The sequence below is a fragment of the Rhodococcus sp. IEGM 1302 genome, assembly GCF_030056935.1.
Lineage (GTDB): Bacteria > Actinomycetota > Actinomycetes > Mycobacteriales > Mycobacteriaceae > Rhodococcus_F > Rhodococcus_F qingshengii.
In genome coordinates, this window is the sequence record NZ_JASHKY010000015.1 from 99,468 (window position 1) to 118,034 (window position 18,567).

General features: G+C 62.6%; 7 protein-coding genes. All 7 read left to right on the forward strand.

The annotated features are described in order from the left end of the window. Positions 1–2 precede the first annotated feature (2 nt). Positions 3–2,042, forward strand: coding sequence for an acetyl-CoA carboxylase biotin carboxylase subunit (locus QM609_RS19960; protein WP_050656086.1), 2,040 nt, complete (start codon positions 3–5; stop codon positions 2,040–2,042). Further along, a complete protein-coding gene (locus QM609_RS19965; RefSeq protein WP_007730190.1) occupies positions 2,042–3,205 on the forward strand; it encodes an acyl-CoA dehydrogenase family protein in 1,164 nt (387 codons plus the stop codon). The genes QM609_RS19960 and QM609_RS19965 overlap by 1 nt, the downstream gene beginning before the upstream one ends. Continuing rightward, positions 3,202–3,690 carry a MaoC family dehydratase gene (locus QM609_RS19970; RefSeq protein ID WP_003942078.1) on the forward strand — a complete coding sequence of 163 codons (489 nt, stop codon included), beginning with the start codon at positions 3,202–3,204 and terminating at the stop codon, positions 3,688–3,690. The genes QM609_RS19965 and QM609_RS19970 overlap by 4 nt, the downstream gene beginning before the upstream one ends. Further along, positions 3,687–4,514 (forward strand): HpcH/HpaI aldolase/citrate lyase family protein, encoded by an 828-nt coding sequence (locus tag QM609_RS19975; RefSeq protein WP_003942031.1) that lies wholly within the window; start codon positions 3,687–3,689, stop codon positions 4,512–4,514. Before QM609_RS19970 ends, QM609_RS19975 begins: the two co-directional genes overlap by 4 nt. Positions 4,515–4,517: 3 nt before the next feature. Then, a complete protein-coding gene (locus QM609_RS19980) occupies positions 4,518–5,273 on the forward strand; it encodes a CoA transferase subunit A (protein WP_050656083.1) in 756 nt (251 codons plus the stop codon). A 41-nt stretch (positions 5,274–5,314) separates the two neighbouring features. Further along, complete coding sequence (locus tag QM609_RS19985) at positions 5,315–5,920, forward strand: 3-oxoacid CoA-transferase subunit B (protein WP_179090796.1); 606 nt, start codon at positions 5,315–5,317, stop codon at positions 5,918–5,920. 457 nt (positions 5,921–6,377) lie between these two features. Further along, positions 6,378–18,567, forward strand: a 12,190-nt coding sequence (locus tag QM609_RS19990; RefSeq protein WP_283337356.1) for a non-ribosomal peptide synthetase, incomplete at its 3' end; no start/stop codon positions are given.

Genomic DNA, 18,567 nt, shown 5'->3' on the forward strand with positions numbered 1-18,567 from the left:
AAATGACTGAGTTGCGCACTATCGATACTGTTCTCGTGGCCAACCGCGGTGAGATCGCGGTTCGCGTGATCCGCACGTTGCGTGAGTTGGGAATTCGCAGCGTCGCCGTCTACAGCGACGCCGACGCGAATGCTCGCCACGTCCGCGAGGCCGACACTGCCGTCAACATCGGACCGGCCGCGGCGCGTGAAAGCTACCTCGTCATCGACAAGGTCATCGACGCTGCCAAGTCCACCGGTGCTCAGGGTATTCACCCCGGTTACGGCTTCCTGTCGGAGAACTCGGCGTTCTCGGCTGCCTGTGCGGCTGCCGGAATCGCCTTCCTCGGCCCCTCCGAGCACGCCATCGAGGTGATGGGTGACAAGATCACCGCGAAGAACTCCGTTGCCGCGTTCGACGTGCCGGTGGTCCCGGGTATCGCTCGCCCCAATCTGACCGACGAAGAACTGATCGCAGCGGCCGAGGACATCGGCTACCCGGTGTTGGTCAAGCCTTCGGCCGGCGGAGGCGGCAAGGGAATGCGTCTGGTCGAGGATCCGGCCAATCTGGCCGAGGCTCTTCGCAGTGCCCGCCGTGAGGCCGCGTCGTCGTTCGGCGACGACACCCTGTTCCTCGAGCGATTCGTCCTGCGGCCCCGGCACATCGAGGTCCAGGTTCTCGCCGACCAGCACGGCAACGTCGTTCACCTCGGTGAGCGCGAATGCAGCCTGCAGCGGCGTCATCAGAAGGTCATCGAAGAGGCTCCCTCGCCGCTGCTCGATCAGGTGACCCGTGACCGGATCGGCGCGGCAGCGTGCAACACCGCTCGAAGCGTCGATTACACCGGCGCCGGCACCGTGGAGTTCATCGTCTCCGCCGACAAGCCGGACGAGTTCTTCTTCATGGAGATGAACACCCGCCTCCAGGTCGAGCATCCCGTTACCGAAATGGTGACCGGACTGGATCTGGTCGAATGGCAGGTCCGTGTGGCAGCAGGGGAGAAGTTGGCCTTCTCCCAGAGTGACATCACGCTGACCGGGCACGCCATCGAAGCTCGTGTGTACGCGGAGGATCCGGGCCGTGGATTCCTGCCGACCGGCGGCCGCGTCGTCGATCTGGTCGAGCCGTCAGGTTCCGGCGTGCGCGTCGATTCCGGACTGCTCGCGGGCACCGTCGTCGGCAGTGACTACGACCCGATGCTCAGCAAGGTCATCGCCCACGCTCCCGACCGCGCGGGCGCACTGCGCAAGCTCGATCGCGCACTCGGTGACACCGCAGTGCTCGGAGTCGTGACCAACATCGAATTCGCACGGTTCCTCCTCGCTGATCCGGATGTGATCGCGGGCAACCTCGACACCGGTCTGCTCGATCGTCGCGTCGAAGACTTTGTCGCAGCCGACGCCTCGGACGAGGTGCTCATTGCTGCCGCGGCGTATCGTTGGCTCTCGCGGTGGACAACCTCGGAACGCTTTGATCCCTGGGATGTCCCGAGTGGGTGGCGCGTCGGAACTCCCGCTCCGACCAGCATCAGGCTCTCCGCCGGCACCCGAACGGCGCACGTTGCGATCGTCGGCGTTCCCGCGGCTGCAAAGGTCGAGGTCGAAGGTTCACAGCCGCGCGCATTCAGCGCGACCCTGACGGGATCCGAACTGGCGGTGGTGATCGACGGACGTCGACGCACGTTTGTCGTCGCCGAGACCGATGGTGGTCTGTGGCTGGCAGGCGGCGGAACCTGGCACGTGCGCGAGGTTGCCGAAGTCAGCGTTCGCGGTGAGGACAAGCATGCCGGTGACGCCGAAATCGCCAGCCCCATGCCCGGTGCCGTCATCGCAGTCAACGTCGAGAACGGCGCGGCAGTGAGCGCGGGACAACCACTCGTCGTGGTCGAGGCCATGAAGATGGAGCACTCCTTGACGTCCCCGATCGACGGGATCGTGGAAGTGCTTGTCCGTCAGGGCGATCAGGTGATGGTGGATCAGGTTCTGGCCCGCGTGGTACCTGTCGCGGACGAAGAGACTGCAGAAGTAAAGACCGAGAACACGACGCAGAAGGAAGACGCCTGATGTCCGATTACCTTGCCACCGGAGCGCTTCCGGACGAATACCAGCAGCTCGCCAAGACGGTTGCGGATTTCGCGAAGACCGTAGTGGCACCGGTTGCTGCCGAGCACGACGCCAACCACACCTTCCCGTACGAGGTAGTGGCCGGGATGGCCGACATGGGACTGTTCGGCCTGCCGTTTCCCGAGGAGTACGGCGGAATGGGCGGCGACTACTTCGCACTCTGCCTGGCGCTCGAAGAGCTGGGCAAGGTCGACCAGAGCGTCGCGATCACTCTCGAAGCTGGTGTGTCCCTTGGTGCCATGCCGATCTACCGTTTCGGTAACGAGGCACAGAAGCAGGAGTGGCTTCCGCAGCTCACCAGCGGCAAGTCGTTGGCTGCCTTCGGCCTGACCGAACCCGGTGCGGGTAGCGACGCCGGCGGCACCAAGACCACCGCGAAGTTCGACAGCGGTGAGTGGATCATCAACGGCAACAAGCAGTTCATCACCAACTCGGGCACCGACATCACCAAGCTCGTGACGGTCACCGCGGTCACGGGTGTCAAGGACGGCGGCAAGAAGGAGATCTCGACGATCCTCGTGCCGACCACGACGCCCGGCTTCACGGCCGAACCGGCGTACAACAAAGTCGGTTGGAACGCATCCGACACCCATCCGCTCACGTTCGCCGATGTTCGTGTCCCCGAAGAGAATCTGCTCGGTGAGCGCGGCCGCGGCTACGCGAACTTCCTGCGCATCCTCGACGAAGGCCGCATCGCTATTTCCGCGTTGAGCGTCGGTGCCGCCCAGGGCTGCGTCGACGAGTCGATCAAGTATGCCAAGGAACGCGAGGCGTTCGGTCGCCCCATCGGACACAACCAGGCCATTGCGTTCAAGATCGCGCGTATGGAGGCTCGTGCCCACGTCGCACGTACCGCGTACTACGACGCGGCCGCACTCATGTTGTCGGGCAAGCCGTTCAAGAAGCAGGCGTCCATCGCCAAGCTGATTTCTTCCGAAGCAGCCATGGACAACGCCCGTGACGCCACGCAGATCCACGGCGGATACGGCTTCATGAACGAGTACGCCGTCGCGCGCCACTACCGTGACAGCAAGATCCTCGAAATCGGTGAGGGAACGACCGAGGTGCAGTTGATGCTCATCGCTCGTGAGGCAGGGCTGTGACGAACCCCAAGAAGATCACTCAGCGCGGGCTCTGGTTCGAGGAGTTCGAGGTCGGCGCGATCTACGAGCATCGCCCAGGCCGGACGGTGACCGAGGCTGACAACGTCCTGTTCACGACTTTGACCATGAACACGCAGGCGTTGCATCTCGATGCCGCGTACAGCGAGGACACTCAATTCGGTGTGCGGCTGGTCAATTCGATGTTCACCCTGTCGACCATCGTCGGCTTGTCCGTCGCGCAGTTGACGCAGGGCACCATCGTGGCGAACCTCGGTTTCTCCGAGATCAGCTTCCCGAAGCCGCTCTTTCACGGCGACACCTTGTATGCCGAGACGCTCATCGCGGACAAGCGCGAATCGAAGAGCCGTCCAGGTGAAGGCATCGTGACGCTCGTGCACACCGGGCGTAACCAGCACGGTGACGTCGTCGCACTGGCCACGCGCAAGACACTGGTGCAACTGCGTCCGGCAGAGGTGTCCTCATGACGTGGACGCCGCCGGGGCCGGCGTGGTTGTTCTGCCCGGCGGATCGTCCCGAGCGCTATGCGAAGGCCGCGGCTGTTGCCGACGTCGTGATCCTCGATCTCGAAGACGGTGTGGCTCCGGCCGACAAGGAAGCCGCACGTGCAGCCCTGATCGACACGCCTCTCGATCCGGAGCGGACGGTCGTGCGCGTCAATCCGGTCGGTACACCTGATCACGAACTCGATCTGATCGCGCTGGACGGCACACACTATTCGCGTCTCATGCTGTCCAAGTGCGAATCGGCCGAGGACGTCCTCTCGCTCGCACCGGCGGACGTGGTTGCGCTCGTCGAGTCCCCGCGAGGAGCCCTCGCCGTGGCCGACATCGCGCTTGCTGCGAACGCCATCGGTGTCATGTGGGGAGCCGAGGATCTTGTGGCAGGTCTCGGCGGTAATTCGAGCAGGCACCCGAACGGTTCGTACCGCGACGTTGCCAAGCACGTCCGATCGACGTCTCTCCTGGCCGCGAAGAGCTACGGCCGGTTGGCTGTCGATTCCGTGTACCTCGACATCAAGGACCTCGTCGGCCTCGGCGTCGAGTCCGCTGATGCCGTCGCAGTCGGCTTCGACGTGAAGGTTGCGATCCATCCGAGTCAGGTCGAGGTCATCCGTGGGGCCTTCGCACCTTCGGAAAAAGAGATCGACTGGGCCACACGAGTGCTTGCCGCGGTGTCTACTGAACGTGGTGTGTTCGCGTTCGAGGGCAAGATGGTCGACGCTCCCGTTCTCCGTCACGCCGAGAAGCTTCTTCACCGAGCCGGAATCTTTCAGCAGAAGGAGAACTAACGGATGAGCAAAGTCGTGAATACGGCAGCTGAGGCAGTTGCCGACATCGCGAGCGGATCCAGGCTCGCAGTGGGCGGCTTCGGGCTGTGCGGTATTCCCGACGCACTGATCGCGGCGATCGCCGACGGCGACGCCACCGATCTCGAGGTGTTCTCCAACAACTGCGGTGTCGACGACTACGGTCTCGGCATTCTGCTCGGCGCGCACCGGATCGCCAGGGTGACGGCGTCGTACGTGGGGGAGAACAAGGAGTTCGCGCGCCAGTATCTCGCCGGTGAGCTCGAAGTGGAGTTGACGCCGCAGGGGACGCTGGCCGAGCGGCTGCGAGCTGGCGGTACCGGCATCCCGGCGTTCTACACTCCGGCCGGCGTCGGCACCCCGATCGCCGACGGCGGATTGCCGTGGCGATACAACCCGGACGGTTCGATCGCCGTGGCGTCGCCACCGAAGGCGACGGCAGTGTTCGGTGGCCGCACGTATGTATTGGAAGAGGCGATCACCGCTGACTTCGCGCTCGTGCACGCGGACTACGGCGACACCGAAGGAAATCTCGTCTTCAACAAGACCGCGATGAACTTCAACCCGCTTGCTGCCATGGCCGGCCGGATCACCATCGCGCAGGTGGAGAACCTCGTCGAGCCGGGCGACATCGACCCCGAGCACGTGCACCTACCTGGAGTGTTCGTCGCGCGGGTCGTGCACACAGGCCCACAGGAGAAGCGGATCGAGAAGCGGACCGTCTCAGGAGGCACCAAGTGACCAGTGCAGATGAAACCCGTATCGGTTGGACTCGCCACGAGATGGCCGCTCGCGCTGCCGCCGAGATGCGGCCGGGGGAGTACGTCAACCTCGGCATCGGCCTGCCGACGCTGATCCCCAGTTACCTGCCCGAGGGCGTCAAGGTGGTCCTCCACAGCGAGAACGGCATCCTCGGTACCGGACCGTATCCGACCGATGATCAGGTCGATGCCGACCTCATCAATGCAGGTAAAGAAACCGTCACCGTCAATTCAGGCGCCGCGTTCTTCGACTCGGCTCTCTCCTTCGGCATGATCCGCGGTGGTCACATCGACACCGCGGTGCTCGGCGGGATGCAGGTATCGAAGACCGGTGACCTTGCCAACTGGATGGTGCCGGGCAAGATGGTGAAGGGTATGGGCGGGGCGATGGACCTGGTCCACGGTGCCCGCCGCGTCATCGTCGTGATGGAGCACACCGACCGCGACGGCAATCCCAAGATCGTCGAGGCCTGCACGCTGCCGCTTACCGGTCAGAGCGTCGTCAACCGGATCATCACCGACCTGGCAGTGCTGGACGTCGCCGCGGACGGGCTGCAGCTTGTGGAGCTGGCTCCAGGGGTCAGCAGCGAGCACCTGAAGAGTGTGACTGGTGTGGGCTTTTCCTGAAGCTTCGTACCGTAAATCGAAGAACGCGCCGACCGCTGGTCGGCGCGTTCTTTCGTCGGTCTGTCGGCGAGTACCGATAGTCTCGATCAGCGACTGTCGAATCTTGTTCGAGCTCAGACACCCAGTACCTGGCGGCCCTGTAAATTGTCCGAGGTGACTGATGTGGATTGGGGTGTAGATCGTCGGTTGCAATTGATTGTCCCAGGGGGAGAGGTATCGCGCGCCGCGTCTGAACGGTGCGTTTCGGCAATGCGATCGGGGGGTAGATGAGCTGGGCGATTTGTAACGAATTGCAACAAAACCGTCGATACACCGGGGTATGGATTTCTCTTGTCACCTATGTATCGGAGACAATGGGTGGTTCTGGCTCGTCGAGGTTGGATGAGGTCGGTAGCTGCTGCGAATCGGACGTTCGGCTCGCACGGGTGCGCAATGGTGTGGAAGAGAGGCTGTGGGCGTGAATTCGCTGGGTAACGGAGAACTGGGGAGCGGCAAGCCGGAGGTCGGCAGCTCGCCGGAAGACGTTCAGCGATCCGACGCATTCCCGCTTTCCGCGGCCCAGCTCGGTATGTGGTTCGCGCAACACCTCGATCCCGCCGTTCCGGTCAACATCGCTCAGTACGTCGAACTCCGTGGTGCTCTGGAACTTGACGCCCTTCGCCAGGCCTGCGCAGACGCCGGTCGCGAAATCGGGTCGGCCTTCGTCCGGATCTTCGAGATCGACGCCCAGCCTTACCAGATCATCGACCCCACACTCGATGATTCGGTCGGTTACGTCGACCTTCGTAGTGAAGACGACTCGCACGACGCTGCCATGCGGTGGATGCGAGCAGATCGCAGCCGGCCGATCGACATGCTCACGGACCGCTTGATCTCTGCCACGATCCTGCGGCTCGGCGAGAATCGCTACTACTGGTACACGCGGGTCCACCACACAATTCTCGACGGATTCGGTGCGTCGACGTTCGTCACTCGTGTGGCGGAGCTGTACTCGGCGCGCGTGGAGGGCCGGGATCCGGAGCCGAGTGAGGCCTCCGATCTCCGGAACGTCTACGAGGTGGACAACAAGTACCGCCAGTCGAGTCGTTTCGAAACCGATCGCAAGTACTGGGCAGACAAGATCGAGAATCTCGACGAGATCTCGAGCCTCGCGGGTCGAAGTGCCGCGCCGGCTCCAGTCAGTCGGATCGACAGTGCAGCGCTGTCCAACCACGTCGAGGCTCTGCTCGGGCGGTTCCTCGAGCGCATCGAGAAGACCACTGTTGCCGGCACTGTCGTCGCGGCGTTTGCGGCGTACCTCGCTCAGATGACCGGGCGAGAGGACGTGTCGCTGAGTCTGCCCGTTTCCGGTCGAACAACAGCCGTGCTGCGTCGATCCGGAGGCATGGTCTCCAACGTCGTGCCGCTGCGACTGACCGTCACTGCGGACACCACCGTCCAGGAGCTTCTGGACGACGTCAGGAACGAAATGTCCGGCGCACTGCGCCACCAGCGATACCGACACGAGGACATGGTTCGCGGCGGTGACGGGCCGGGCCGGGGCGGATTCTTCGGCCCGTGGATCAACATCATGATGTTTTCCACCGAGTTGGCGTTCGGGCCCCTCGTCGGCGAACTTCACATCTTGTCCACGGGTTTGATCGAAGACCTCGGTGTCAACCTGTATCAGAGCGTCGGCGATACCCGCACACACATCGACTTCGAGTCGAATCCCAATCTGTACGCGCCCGCGGACGCCCAGCGAAATCACTCGCGGTTCGTAGAGTTTCTCGAGAAGTTCGTCTCGGCCGAAACGAGCCGCAAGGTCTGGGATCTTCCTGTCGCAACCGACGAGGAGCGAAACAAGGTTGCCTTGTGGAACCGCACCGGCTTCCACGTTGCCTCGCAGACCATCACCGAAGCATTCGAGCGTCAGGTCGAGAGAACTCCCGATGCCACCGCTGTCATTTTCGAAGGCGCCAGCCTCACGTACGCCGAATTCGACTCTCGCGCAAATGGTTTGGCTCGTCAACTCATCGCCATGGGTGTTGGGCCCGAATCGCTTGTAGGACTGTCGATCCGCAGGTCTTTGGACTTGATGGTCGGTCTGTACGCGATTGCCAAGGCCGGCGGAGCCTGGGTACCGGTGGATCCCGACCACCCAGCCGACCGCACCGCCTACATTCTCGAGTCGGCGCAGCCCACGTGTGTTGTGACCACTGCGCGGGACGACGTGGATCTGCCCTCGGGCACACGGGTCATCGAGATCGACACACTGGACTATGGGCAGCTCGACAGCAGGCCGATCGTCAACGCGGATCGCCTGTCTCCCTTGCATTTCTCGAACACTGCGTACGTGATCTACACCTCGGGTTCGACCGGTCGACCCAAGGGTGTCGCGGTCACTCACGCGGCGATCAACAATCAGCTTCAGTGGATGAACGCCGAGTACGGGCTTTCGGCGTCGGACATCTACCTGCAGAAGACCGCTACGACATTCGACGTGTCGCTGTGGGGATTTTTCATGCCGTTGCAGGTCGGCGCCACGCTCGTCGTCGCGACTCCGGACGGTCATCGAGACCCGATCTACGTGGCGAACAAGATCGCGGAGCTCGGCGTCACGATCACCGACTTCGTGCCATCCATGCTCACGCTGTTCACTGCGAATGCACCTGCCGGATCTTGTGATTCGTTGCGCCACGTGTTTGTCATCGGCGAGGCGCTCCCGCCCGAGACGTCTTCCGCCTTCCGCGAACTCTGTGGAGCCGGACTGCACAACCTGTACGGTCCGACCGAAGCCGCGGTATCGGTCACGTACTACGAGGCCGTGGCCACGGATACTACTTCCGTGCCGATCGGTATGCCGCAGTGGAACACTCAGGCGCACGTACTGGACGGGCAACTTCGCCCGACCCCCATCGGGCAGCCGGGTGAGCTCTATCTCGCCGGCGTTCAACTCGCGCGCGGATACGTTGGTCGACCGGACCTGAGCTCGGATCGGTTCGTAGCCAATCCGTACGGCACGGCCGGTGAGCGTATGTACCGGACCGGCGACCTCGTTCGTCGCCGTGAGGACGGAAATCTCGACTACATCGGGCGTACAGACTTCCAGGTGAAGTTCCGCGGGCAGCGCATCGAACTCGGCGAGATCGAGACCGTCCTTCTGGCGCACCCCGACGTTTCGCAGGCTGTCGTTTTGGTGACCGTCACCCCGACCGGTGATCAATTGGTCGGCTACGTCGTGCCGGGTCCAGGCCGAAACATCGATGCTGCGGTGCTCAGTGAGTTCGCCGGCCGAAGCCTCCCGTCGTACATGGTTCCGGCCGCGTTGATGGTGCTCGATGCGTTGCCGCTCAACACGAGTGGCAAATTGGATCGTGCCGGGTTGCCCGAGCCGGTGTTCGCGAGTGCGAAGCAGTACCGCGAGCCCCGCACCGAAATCGAACGCATCGTGGCGGACGTGTTTGCCGACGTTCTCGGTGTCGAGCGCGTCGGTATCGATGACGACTTCTTCGAGCTCGGTGGAAACTCTCTGGTTGCAACACAATTGGTGACGCGAGTGGGTTCGGCATTGGGAGTGCAACTCGGCGTTCGAGAGCTCTTCGAATCCACCACGGTCGCCACCCTGGCGGCCCGCGCCGAGTCGGTGGCGGGCAACGCCAGGCAGCTCACCCCGCTGATCGCCAAGCCTCGTCCCGAGGTCGTCCCGCTCTCGCTTGCGCAGCAGCGCATGTGGTTCATCAACCGTCTCGATCCGTCGACGCCCGCCTACAATCTTCCGTTCACGGTCCGGCTCACCGGTTCGGTGGACCCGTCCGCCCTGCATGCCGCGGTGATGGATCTTCTCGAGCGACACGAGTCCTTGCGGACGATCTACCCTGATGTCGACGGAACCGCGCAACAGCTGGTTCTGCCGGTCGACCGGGCCGCGGTGGAGTTGAATCCGGTCAAGATTCGGAATTCGCATCTCGACGCGGCGCTGTTCGACGTGGCGTCTCGCGGCTTCGACGTGACGCTCGAAATCCCGGTACGGGTTGCCCTCTTCGAGGTGTCTCCGACGGACTACGTCCTGGTGATGGTTCTCCATCACATCGCTGCAGACGGACTGTCGTTCCGTCCGCTCGCACGTGACCTTCTCGTCGCCTACTCGGCGCGAAGTGAGAAGTCTGCGCCGGCGTGGACGCCGCTGCCAATTCAGTACGCCGACTACGCCCTGTGGCAGCGCGAAGCACTGGGATCCGACGAAGACCCGCGCTCGGAGTCGTCTCGCCAGATAAACTTCTGGCGCCGGGCACTTGCCGATCTGCCGGATCAGTTGGATCTGCCGACCGACCGACCTCGTCCTGCCATCGCGTCCAATCACGGCGCCAAGCACCATTTTCAGATCAGCGAACGCACGACGCGCAAGTTGAACGAGTTGGCGCGCTCGAGGAGCGTCTCGCTGTTCATGGTGTTGCAGGCGGCATATGCAACGCTGTTGAGCCGGCTCAGTGGTACCTCCGACATCGCGATCGGTGCCCCGATCGGCGGGCGAGGCGATCAAGCGCTCAACGACGTGATCGGCATGTTCGTGAACACCCTGGTGCTTCGCACCGAGGTCGATCCTGATGAGCCATTCGCCAATCTGATTCAGCGAGTTCGTGATTCGGGCTTGTCTGCGTACGCACATGCGGATGTCCCATTCGAGCGCCTGGTAGAGGCTCTCAATCCGCCGCGCTCACGGGCTCGTCACCCTCTGTTCCAGGTTGCGTTGACCGCGGAGATCAGTGGACGGCGCGAGCTCGAGTTCTCTGGAGTGAAGGCCGTGGCGGCGGAACTCGAGGTGCCGATCGCGAAGTTCGACATCGAGCTGATGGTGTCCGAGGGGCAAGAGGGCGCAACGGACTTCGAAGGCCTGGAGGCGACGCTTACCTACGCGACCGATCTCTTCGATGCTTCGACAATGGTGGAGTTCGCCGAGCGTTTCATCCGCGTCCTGAATGCCGTCGTCGACGATCAAAACACGAAGGTCGGCGATATCGCCGTGTTCGGGAAAGACGAGTCGGCAAGAGTGCTCGACTGGTCGGCGGGAACGCGCTGTAGTGCTCCGGAGTTGTCGATCTTGTCGGCCTTCTACCGTGCTGCAGACGCTCAGCCGAACGCCGTCGCGGTGGCGGACGACGATCGAACACTGACCTACGAGGAATTGGACACACGGTCCAGTCTCCTCGCACTGGAACTGGCCGCGATCGGTGTATGTGCGGGCGACGTTGTGGCGTTGACCGTTGCCAGGTCGTGGCAATGGGTAGTGGCGATGCTGGCTGCATGGAAGGTAGGAGCCGCGTACGCACCCATCGACCCGAGCTTCCCGCAGGAGCGCATCCAGTCGATTCTGGAAGATACCGATGCGGTGTGTGTCGTGACTGTCGACATCATCGAACTCGACATCCCGATACTCGTTGTGAAGTCTGATCTTCCCCCGGCGACCGCCGTTCAGCGCCAGGACGACCCCTGGCTTTCTGTCGGTGCGAAAGATCATCTCGGATATGTGATTTCGACGTCCGGCTCGACCGGGCGTCCCAAGCCGACGATGGTACCGATGCGAGGCATCGAGAACACCGTGGCGTGGTACCGCTCGGAACTGCCCGAAGCCGGGCCGATCCTTGTTGCGTCCTCACCGAGTTTCGACCTCACGCAGAAGAACATATGGGCAGCGCTCGGTAGTGGAGTGCCGCTTCATTTGAGCGGAGATGGTTTCGACCCGCATGCCATTCTCGGGATCGTCGAATCAGCTGGCATCCGTGTTGCGAACATGTCGCCGAGCGCCTTCGTCGCTCTTTCCGATGCAGATGCGGAGGGAGTGCTCACACAACTGGATGTAGTCTTCCTCGGCGGTGAGCCGATCCAACTCCCCAGGCTCTCGCACCTGATGCGGGCTGGAGTGCGAATCGTCAACAGCTATGGTCCCACTGAGGCTTCGGATGTTGTTTCGGCACTGTCTGCGACATCCGAGCACAGCGCCGGAGTGCCTATCGGTACGCCGATTCCGAACATCGACTTGTTTGTGCTCGATTCTCGTCTGCATCCGGTCCCAGCCGGCGTGATCGGCGAGCTGTACGTTGCGGGCGTTGGTGTCGGGCGAGGTTACGGTGCTCGGTTCGACGTGACGGCAGAACGGTTCGTCGCAAATCCGTTCGGCGACGGTGGTTCCAGGATGTACCGGACAGGCGATCTTGTCCGGTGGAACGATCTGGGACAGTTGGAGTATGTCGGCCGCAGCGACTTCCAGGTGAAACTGCGTGGGCTGCGGATCGAATTGGGCGAGATCGAAGCCGCGCTCGTGTCGCTCGAGTCAGTCGTGCAAGCCGTCGTCTTGATGCACAACGACGAACGGATCGGCGATCAACTTGTCGCGTACGTCGTCGCGGACGGTGACACGTCCCTCGAAACTGAGATGCTCACGACTGCCGTCGCGGAGAAGCTTCCCGAGTACATGATTCCTTCCGCGTTCATGATCGTGGAGGAAATCCCCCTGACGTCGAACGGCAAGTTGGATCGTCGCGCATTGCCAGTCCCCACGTTCGAGGTCCGCGAATTCCGTGCACCCACCACGCCGGTGGAAGAGATTGTCGCGCAGGTGATTGCGGATGTTCTCGGAGTGGAACGAGTCGGCCTCGACGACGACTTCTTTGAACTCGGTGGCAACTCCCTGGTGGCTACTCAGGTCACCTCCCGATTGGGGCGGGCGCTCGACACGACGGTGCCAGTGCGAACGCTATTCGACGTTTCCACCGTCGAGGCGCTCGCCGCACACATCGAGTCGCACGTAGGTAGCGGCGGGCAGAAGGCGCTCGTCGCACAGGTGCGTCCCGCGGAAATTCCGTTGTCGCTGGCGCAGCAGCGCATGTGGTTCCTGAACCGCTTCGACACCGACTCAGCTGCTTACAACATCACTTTTGCTCTGCACCTGACTGGTCATCTCGATACTGCCGCGATGGAAATGGCGCTGGAGGACGTACTGGCCCGGCATGAGGTGCTCCGAACGGTATATCCGGACGGGGCTTCCGGACCGAAGCAGTCGATTCTGTCGCTCTCGGAGGCGTTCGGCGGGCTGACCGTGGAGTCGGTTTCGGATCAGGACGAGCTCGAAAGTCGAGTCGCTGCAATCGGATCCTCAGCGATCGACGTCACCGTCGACGTGCCGATCCGTGTCCGCCTGTTGACGGTCAGCGACACCGAGCACACCCTTGCGATCGTGGTGCATCACATCGCCGCTGACGGTTGGTCGATGGCGCCCCTGGCTCGCGATGTCATGATTGCCTACTCGGCACGCAAGGACGGGATCGCGCCGGCGTGGCAGCCGTTGACTGTGCAGTACGCCGACTATTCGTTGTGGCAGCGTGAGGTTCTGGGCTCGGAAGACGACTCGGAATCACTGATCTCGCAGCAGATCTCGTACTGGACCGAGACTCTGGCAGACCTACCGGACGTGATCGAGCTTCCGTCGGACCGGTCTCGGCCTGATGTGGCGTCGATGCGCGGCGAGCGATTCGCGTTCGAGATCTCCGGGGATGTGCACCGTCGATTGGACGCGCTGGCACGGGAGAACAACGCGACGCTCTTCATGGCGTTGCACTCGGCGCTTGCCGTTCTGATGGCCCGACTGAGCGGGACCTCGGACATCGCCGTGGGCACTCCCGTTGCCGGTCGCGGGGACGAGGCGCTCGACGATCTCGTCGGCATGTTCGTCAACACGCTTGTTCTGCGCACCGAGGTCGACCAGGCCCAGGCATTCACAGATCTGCTGGCTGCGGCGAGTGATTCCGCGCTCGGAGCGTTCGCTCACTCGGACGTGCCCTTCGAGCGGTTGGTGGACGTCTTGGCTCCCGCCCGGTCGCAGGCCAGACATCCGCTCTTCCAGGTTGTGCTGTCCTTGCAGAATCTCGCGCAAACGGCATTGGAACTGCCGGGACTGGCGATCAAGGCCGCCGAAATCGACACGACCACTGCCAAGTTCGACCTCGAACTCGCAGTGACAGAGTCGATCGGCGAAGACGGGATCCAGCAAGGGCTCTCGGCCGAATTCACGTTTGCTGCAGATCTGTTCGACGTTTCGACGGTCGAGGGGTTTGCTCGGCGTCTGGTTCGTATCCTCGAGACTGTCGTGTCGGTTCCTTCGATTGTCGTCGGTGACATCGATATTCTCGATGCGGCCGAGCGGGGTGTGCTGGCCGATGTTCATGGAGGTCAGTCGGTCTCGGGAACCCTGGTCGAGATCCTCACAGCGGCGGCCGCTTTGGATCCGTCGGCGGATGCGATTCGCTTCGACGGTCAGTCGATCAGCTACCGCGAACTCGACGAGCGGTCGTCGCGACTCGCTCGTGTTCTGATTGCGAAGGGCGTCGGGCCGGAGGATCGGGTCGCGATCGCGATTCCGCGTTCGGCCGATTCAGTTCTCGCTCTGTGGGCAGTGGTGAAAACGGGTGCTGCATTCGTGCCCGTCGACCCGACGTATCCGGTTGACCGTATCGCCCACATGATCTCCGATTCCGGTGCGGTGCTGGGTCTTGCGCTCAGTGACGTCGAGGCAGGATTGCCGTCGGCGTTGACGTGGGTTGTTCTCGACGACGAGAGGACAGTGGCGGCGTGCGCGGCAGAATCTTGCGCGCCGGTAAGTGATTCGGATCGACGCAGTGCGATCGACGAGCGGCAGCCTGCTTACGTCATTTACACCTCGGGCACCACGGGTCTGCCCAAGGGCGTTGTGGTCACCAATGCGGGTGTGGCGAACTTCTGCGCCGAGCAGGTCGAGCGCTATGCGCTGACCGCGGATGCTCGGACGCTGCATTTCGCCTCGCCGAGTTTCGATGCTTCTGTTCTCGAGTTGCTGATGGCATTCGGAGCAGCATCGACGATGGTGATTGCGCCGACGACGGTGTACGGCGGCGCGGAATTGGCCGAGATCTTGCGCTCGGAGGGCGTGACGCATGCGTTCGTGACGCCCGCTGCGCTGGCATCAGTGGATCCGAGCGGGCTCGACGCGTTGCGGGTGGTTGTCGTCGGTGGCGAAGCCAGTTCGCGGTCTCTCGTTGCCAAGTGGGCGGTGCCGCTTCCGGATGGCGGTGTGCGTGGATTCTTCAATGCGTACGGTCCGACGGAGTCGACAGTCGCCTCGAACATCAGCGATACGCTGACCGCGTTTGATCGTATGAACATCGGCGGCCCGATTCGGGGAATGGCCGCGCGGATCTTGGACGGCCGCTTGCAGCCCGTTCCGGTTGGTGTCGCAGGTGAGTTGTACGTGTCGGGTGTTCAGGTCGCTCGTGGATACCTGGGACAGCCGGCATTGACAGCGGGTCGTTTTGTCGCAGACCCGTTCGGGGCGCCGGGAGAGCGGTTGTACCGCACGGGTGACGTGGTCCGGTGGATCGACGGTGGCGCAGTGGAGTACGTGGGCCGCAGTGACTTCCAGGTCAAGATCCGTGGGTTCCGTATCGAACTCGGCGAGATCGAGGCCGCGCTGACCCGTTGCGCGGGCGTTGCGCAAGCTGTTGCTCTCGTTCGTTCCGACGATCACTTCGGAGATCGTCTCGTTGCATACGTCGTGCCGCAGGCCGGCGCCGAGGTGGATCCCGCACAGGTCATCGAGTCGGTGTCGACGTTCCTGACCGGCTACATGGTCCCCGACTCGGTACTGGTACTCGATTCGATTCCGTTGACCACCGCGGGCAAGACGGACATCAAGGCTCTGCCCTCGCCCGTGTTCGAGTCCAAGGTGTACCAGGCGCCGATCACGACCGTCGAAGAGACTGTCGCGCAGGTGTTCTTCGAAGTTCTCGGAGTCGCACAGGTTGGCCGCGACGACGATTTCTTCGAACTCGGCGGCAACTCGTTGATCGCGACCCGTGTCGCCGCTCGGCTGGGAGAGGCGCTCGACACAAGCGTTCCGGTTCGTGCGCTCTTCGAAGCGTCGACCGTGCAGTCACTCGCCGTCCGGCTCGAGCTGCACGCCGGTTCGGGCGCCACCGCCCCACTGGTGCAGCAGCCCCGGCCAGCTCGGATCCCACTTTCGTTGGCGCAGCAGCGCATGTGGTTCCTGAACAGGTTCGAACCCGCGTCGGCAGTGAACAACGTCCCGGCGGCGATCAGGATTTCGGGCGCCCTCGATGTGGCAGCTCTTGACGCCGCCGTGATCGATGTCGTGGGCCGACACGAATCACTGCGAACTGTGTATCCAGACGTCGACGGCGTCGGCTATCAGGACGTCCTCGACGTCCAAGACGTTGTCGTCGACCTCAGCCCCGTGTCGATCACGGAAGATCGCCTGGCTGCGGGCGTCGCCGAGCTGGCGACAGTCGGCTTCGACGTGACGTCCGAAGTCCCGTTGCGCGCCAAGCTCTTCAAAGTCGGCGACAGCGAATACGTCCTGGTGTTCGTCGTGCATCACATCTCGACCGACGGTTTCTCGATGGGTCCGTTGACCCGTGACGTGATGGTTGCCTACGAAGCACGTACACGAGCGTCGGTGCCGGCTTGGACGCCGTTGCCGGTGCAGTACGCCGATTACTCGTTGTGGCAGCGTGAGGTTCTCGGGTCCGAGGACGATCCGCGGTCCGTGATCGCGAAGCAGATTGCGTTCTGGTCGGATGCGTTGGCTGATCTTCCGGAGCAGTTGGATCTGCCTGCCGATCGTCCGCGTCCCGAGGTCGCTTCAGGGCGCGGAGCCGAGGTCGAGTTCGATATCGACGCCACCCTGCACGAAGCTGTCAATTCGATTGCGCACAGCAGTAACTCGACACCATTCATGGTTGTTCACGCAGCGCTCGCCGTCGTACTTTCTCGTTTGTCCGCAACGACCGACATCGCGATCGGTACACCGATCGCGGGTCGCGGTGAGGCGCAGCTCGACGATCTGATCGGTATGTTCGTCAACACTTTGGTGTTGCGTACCGAGGTTGATCCGTCGATGTCGTTCACGGATCTGTTGGCGTCGGCGCGTGAAGTGGATCTACAGGCGTTCGCGCATGCGGATGTTCCGTTCGAGCGTGTGGTGGAGGTTCTCGATCCGGTTCGTTCGCAGGCTCGTCATCCGCTGTTCCAGGTGGCATTGACGTTCCAGAACCACGAACAGACAACGCTCGAACTGGGCGACCTCGAAGTGTCGATCGAAAGTGCCGATCTTGCGCTGGCGAAATTCGACCTCCAGTTGACCCTGACCGAACGAACCGACGAGGCCGGCGCACCCGCCGGAATGTCCGCCTCTTTGACGTATGCGACGGATCTGTTCGACGAGTCGACCGTTGTGGAATTCGGTGATCGGCTGGTAAGGACCTTCCGTGCGGTGACTGCTGATCCCACCGTAGCGGTGGGTGACGTTGACATCTTGGTCGATGGAGAACGAAACCTGCTGTCCCGCTTCAGTGCCGGCCAGATCGATCGTGGTGTGGATTCGACGTTGTCGGCGTGGTTCGATGATGCTGCTGCGCGGTTTGGTGATCGGGTTGCGGTGCGGTTCGGTGGCGAGTCGTTGTCGTATGGTGAGTTGTCGGTGCGGGCTAATCGTTTGGCGCGCAGGTTGATTGCTCAGGGTTGTGGTCCGGAGTCGTTGGTGGCGGTGGCGTTGCCGCGGTCGGCGGATCTTGTGGTGGCGTTGTTGGCGGTGGTGAAGTCCGGTGCGGGGTATTTGCCGGTGGATCCGTCGTATCCGGCTGATCGTGTCGAGTTCATGTTGGCTGATGCTGCTCCGGTGGCTGCGATTTCGTGGTCCGGGCGTGAGTTGGTGTTGCCCGCTGGTTTGCCTGTGGTTGATATCGACGCGGTGGATGTGTCGGAGTTCGATGGTTCGGTGGTTTCGGATGCGGATCGTGTTGCGCCGTTGCGGTCGTCGAATGTTGCGTATGTGATTTACACGTCGGGTTCGACGGGTCGCCCGAAGGGTGTGCAGGTTCCGCACACGACGGTGGCGAAGTTGTTTGCGAATACTGAGAGTGTGTACGGGTTCGACGAATCCGATGTGTGGACGATGTTCCACAGTTATGCGTTCGACTTCTCGGTGTGGGAGTTGTGGGGTCCGCTGTTGTACGGCGGCACGTTGGTGGTTGTGGATTATGTGACGTCGCGGTCGCCGGAGCAGTTCTTGGAGTTGCTTGCTGCTGAGCGGGTGACGGTGCTCAATCAGACGCCGTCGGCGTTCTATCAGTTGGCCGAGGCTGATCGGTTGGCGTCGGAATCCGGTCGGGCTGCTGAGTTGTCGTTGCGGTGGGTTGTTTTCGGCGGCGAGGCGCTCGAGCTGCGTCGCTTGTCGGATTGGTACGGCCGCCGCGGTGACTTCGCGCCGACGTTGGTGAACATGTACGGCATCACGGAGACGACGGTGCATGTGAGCCATCGTGTGTTGGATGCTGCGTTGGTGGCGGATGCGTCGGCGAGTGTTGTGGGTCAGGCTATTTCGGGTCTGCAGGTGTTCGTGCTCGATACGCGTTTGGCTCCGGTGCCTGTTGGTGTCGCGGGTGAGATGTATGTCTCTGGTGTTCAGTTGGCTCGGGGTTATCTGGGTCAGGCGGGGTTGACGTCGACGCGGTTTGTGGCGAATCCGTTCAATGCCGGCGAGGTGTTGTACCGCACGGGTGACGTCGCGTCGTGGAACAGTGCTGGTGATTTGGAGTATCTGGGTCGCGCGGATGATCAGG

What these genes read in the sequence shown, in the direction of transcription:
- QM609_RS19980 (WP_050656083.1), top strand. Translation starts at nt 4,518, where the DNA reads ATGAGCAAAGTCGTGAATACGGCAGCTGAGGCAGTTGCCGACATCGCG.
- QM609_RS19975 (WP_003942031.1), top strand. Translation starts at nt 3,687, where the DNA reads ATGACGTGGACGCCGCCGGGGCCGGCGTGGTTGTTCTGCCCGGCGGAT.
- QM609_RS19965 (WP_007730190.1), top strand. Translation starts at nt 2,042, where the DNA reads ATGTCCGATTACCTTGCCACCGGAGCGCTTCCGGACGAATACCAGCAG.
- QM609_RS19985 (WP_179090796.1), top strand. Translation starts at nt 5,315, where the DNA reads ATGGCCGCTCGCGCTGCCGCCGAGATGCGGCCGGGGGAGTACGTCAAC.
- QM609_RS19960 (WP_050656086.1), top strand. Translation starts at nt 3, where the DNA reads ATGACTGAGTTGCGCACTATCGATACTGTTCTCGTGGCCAACCGCGGT.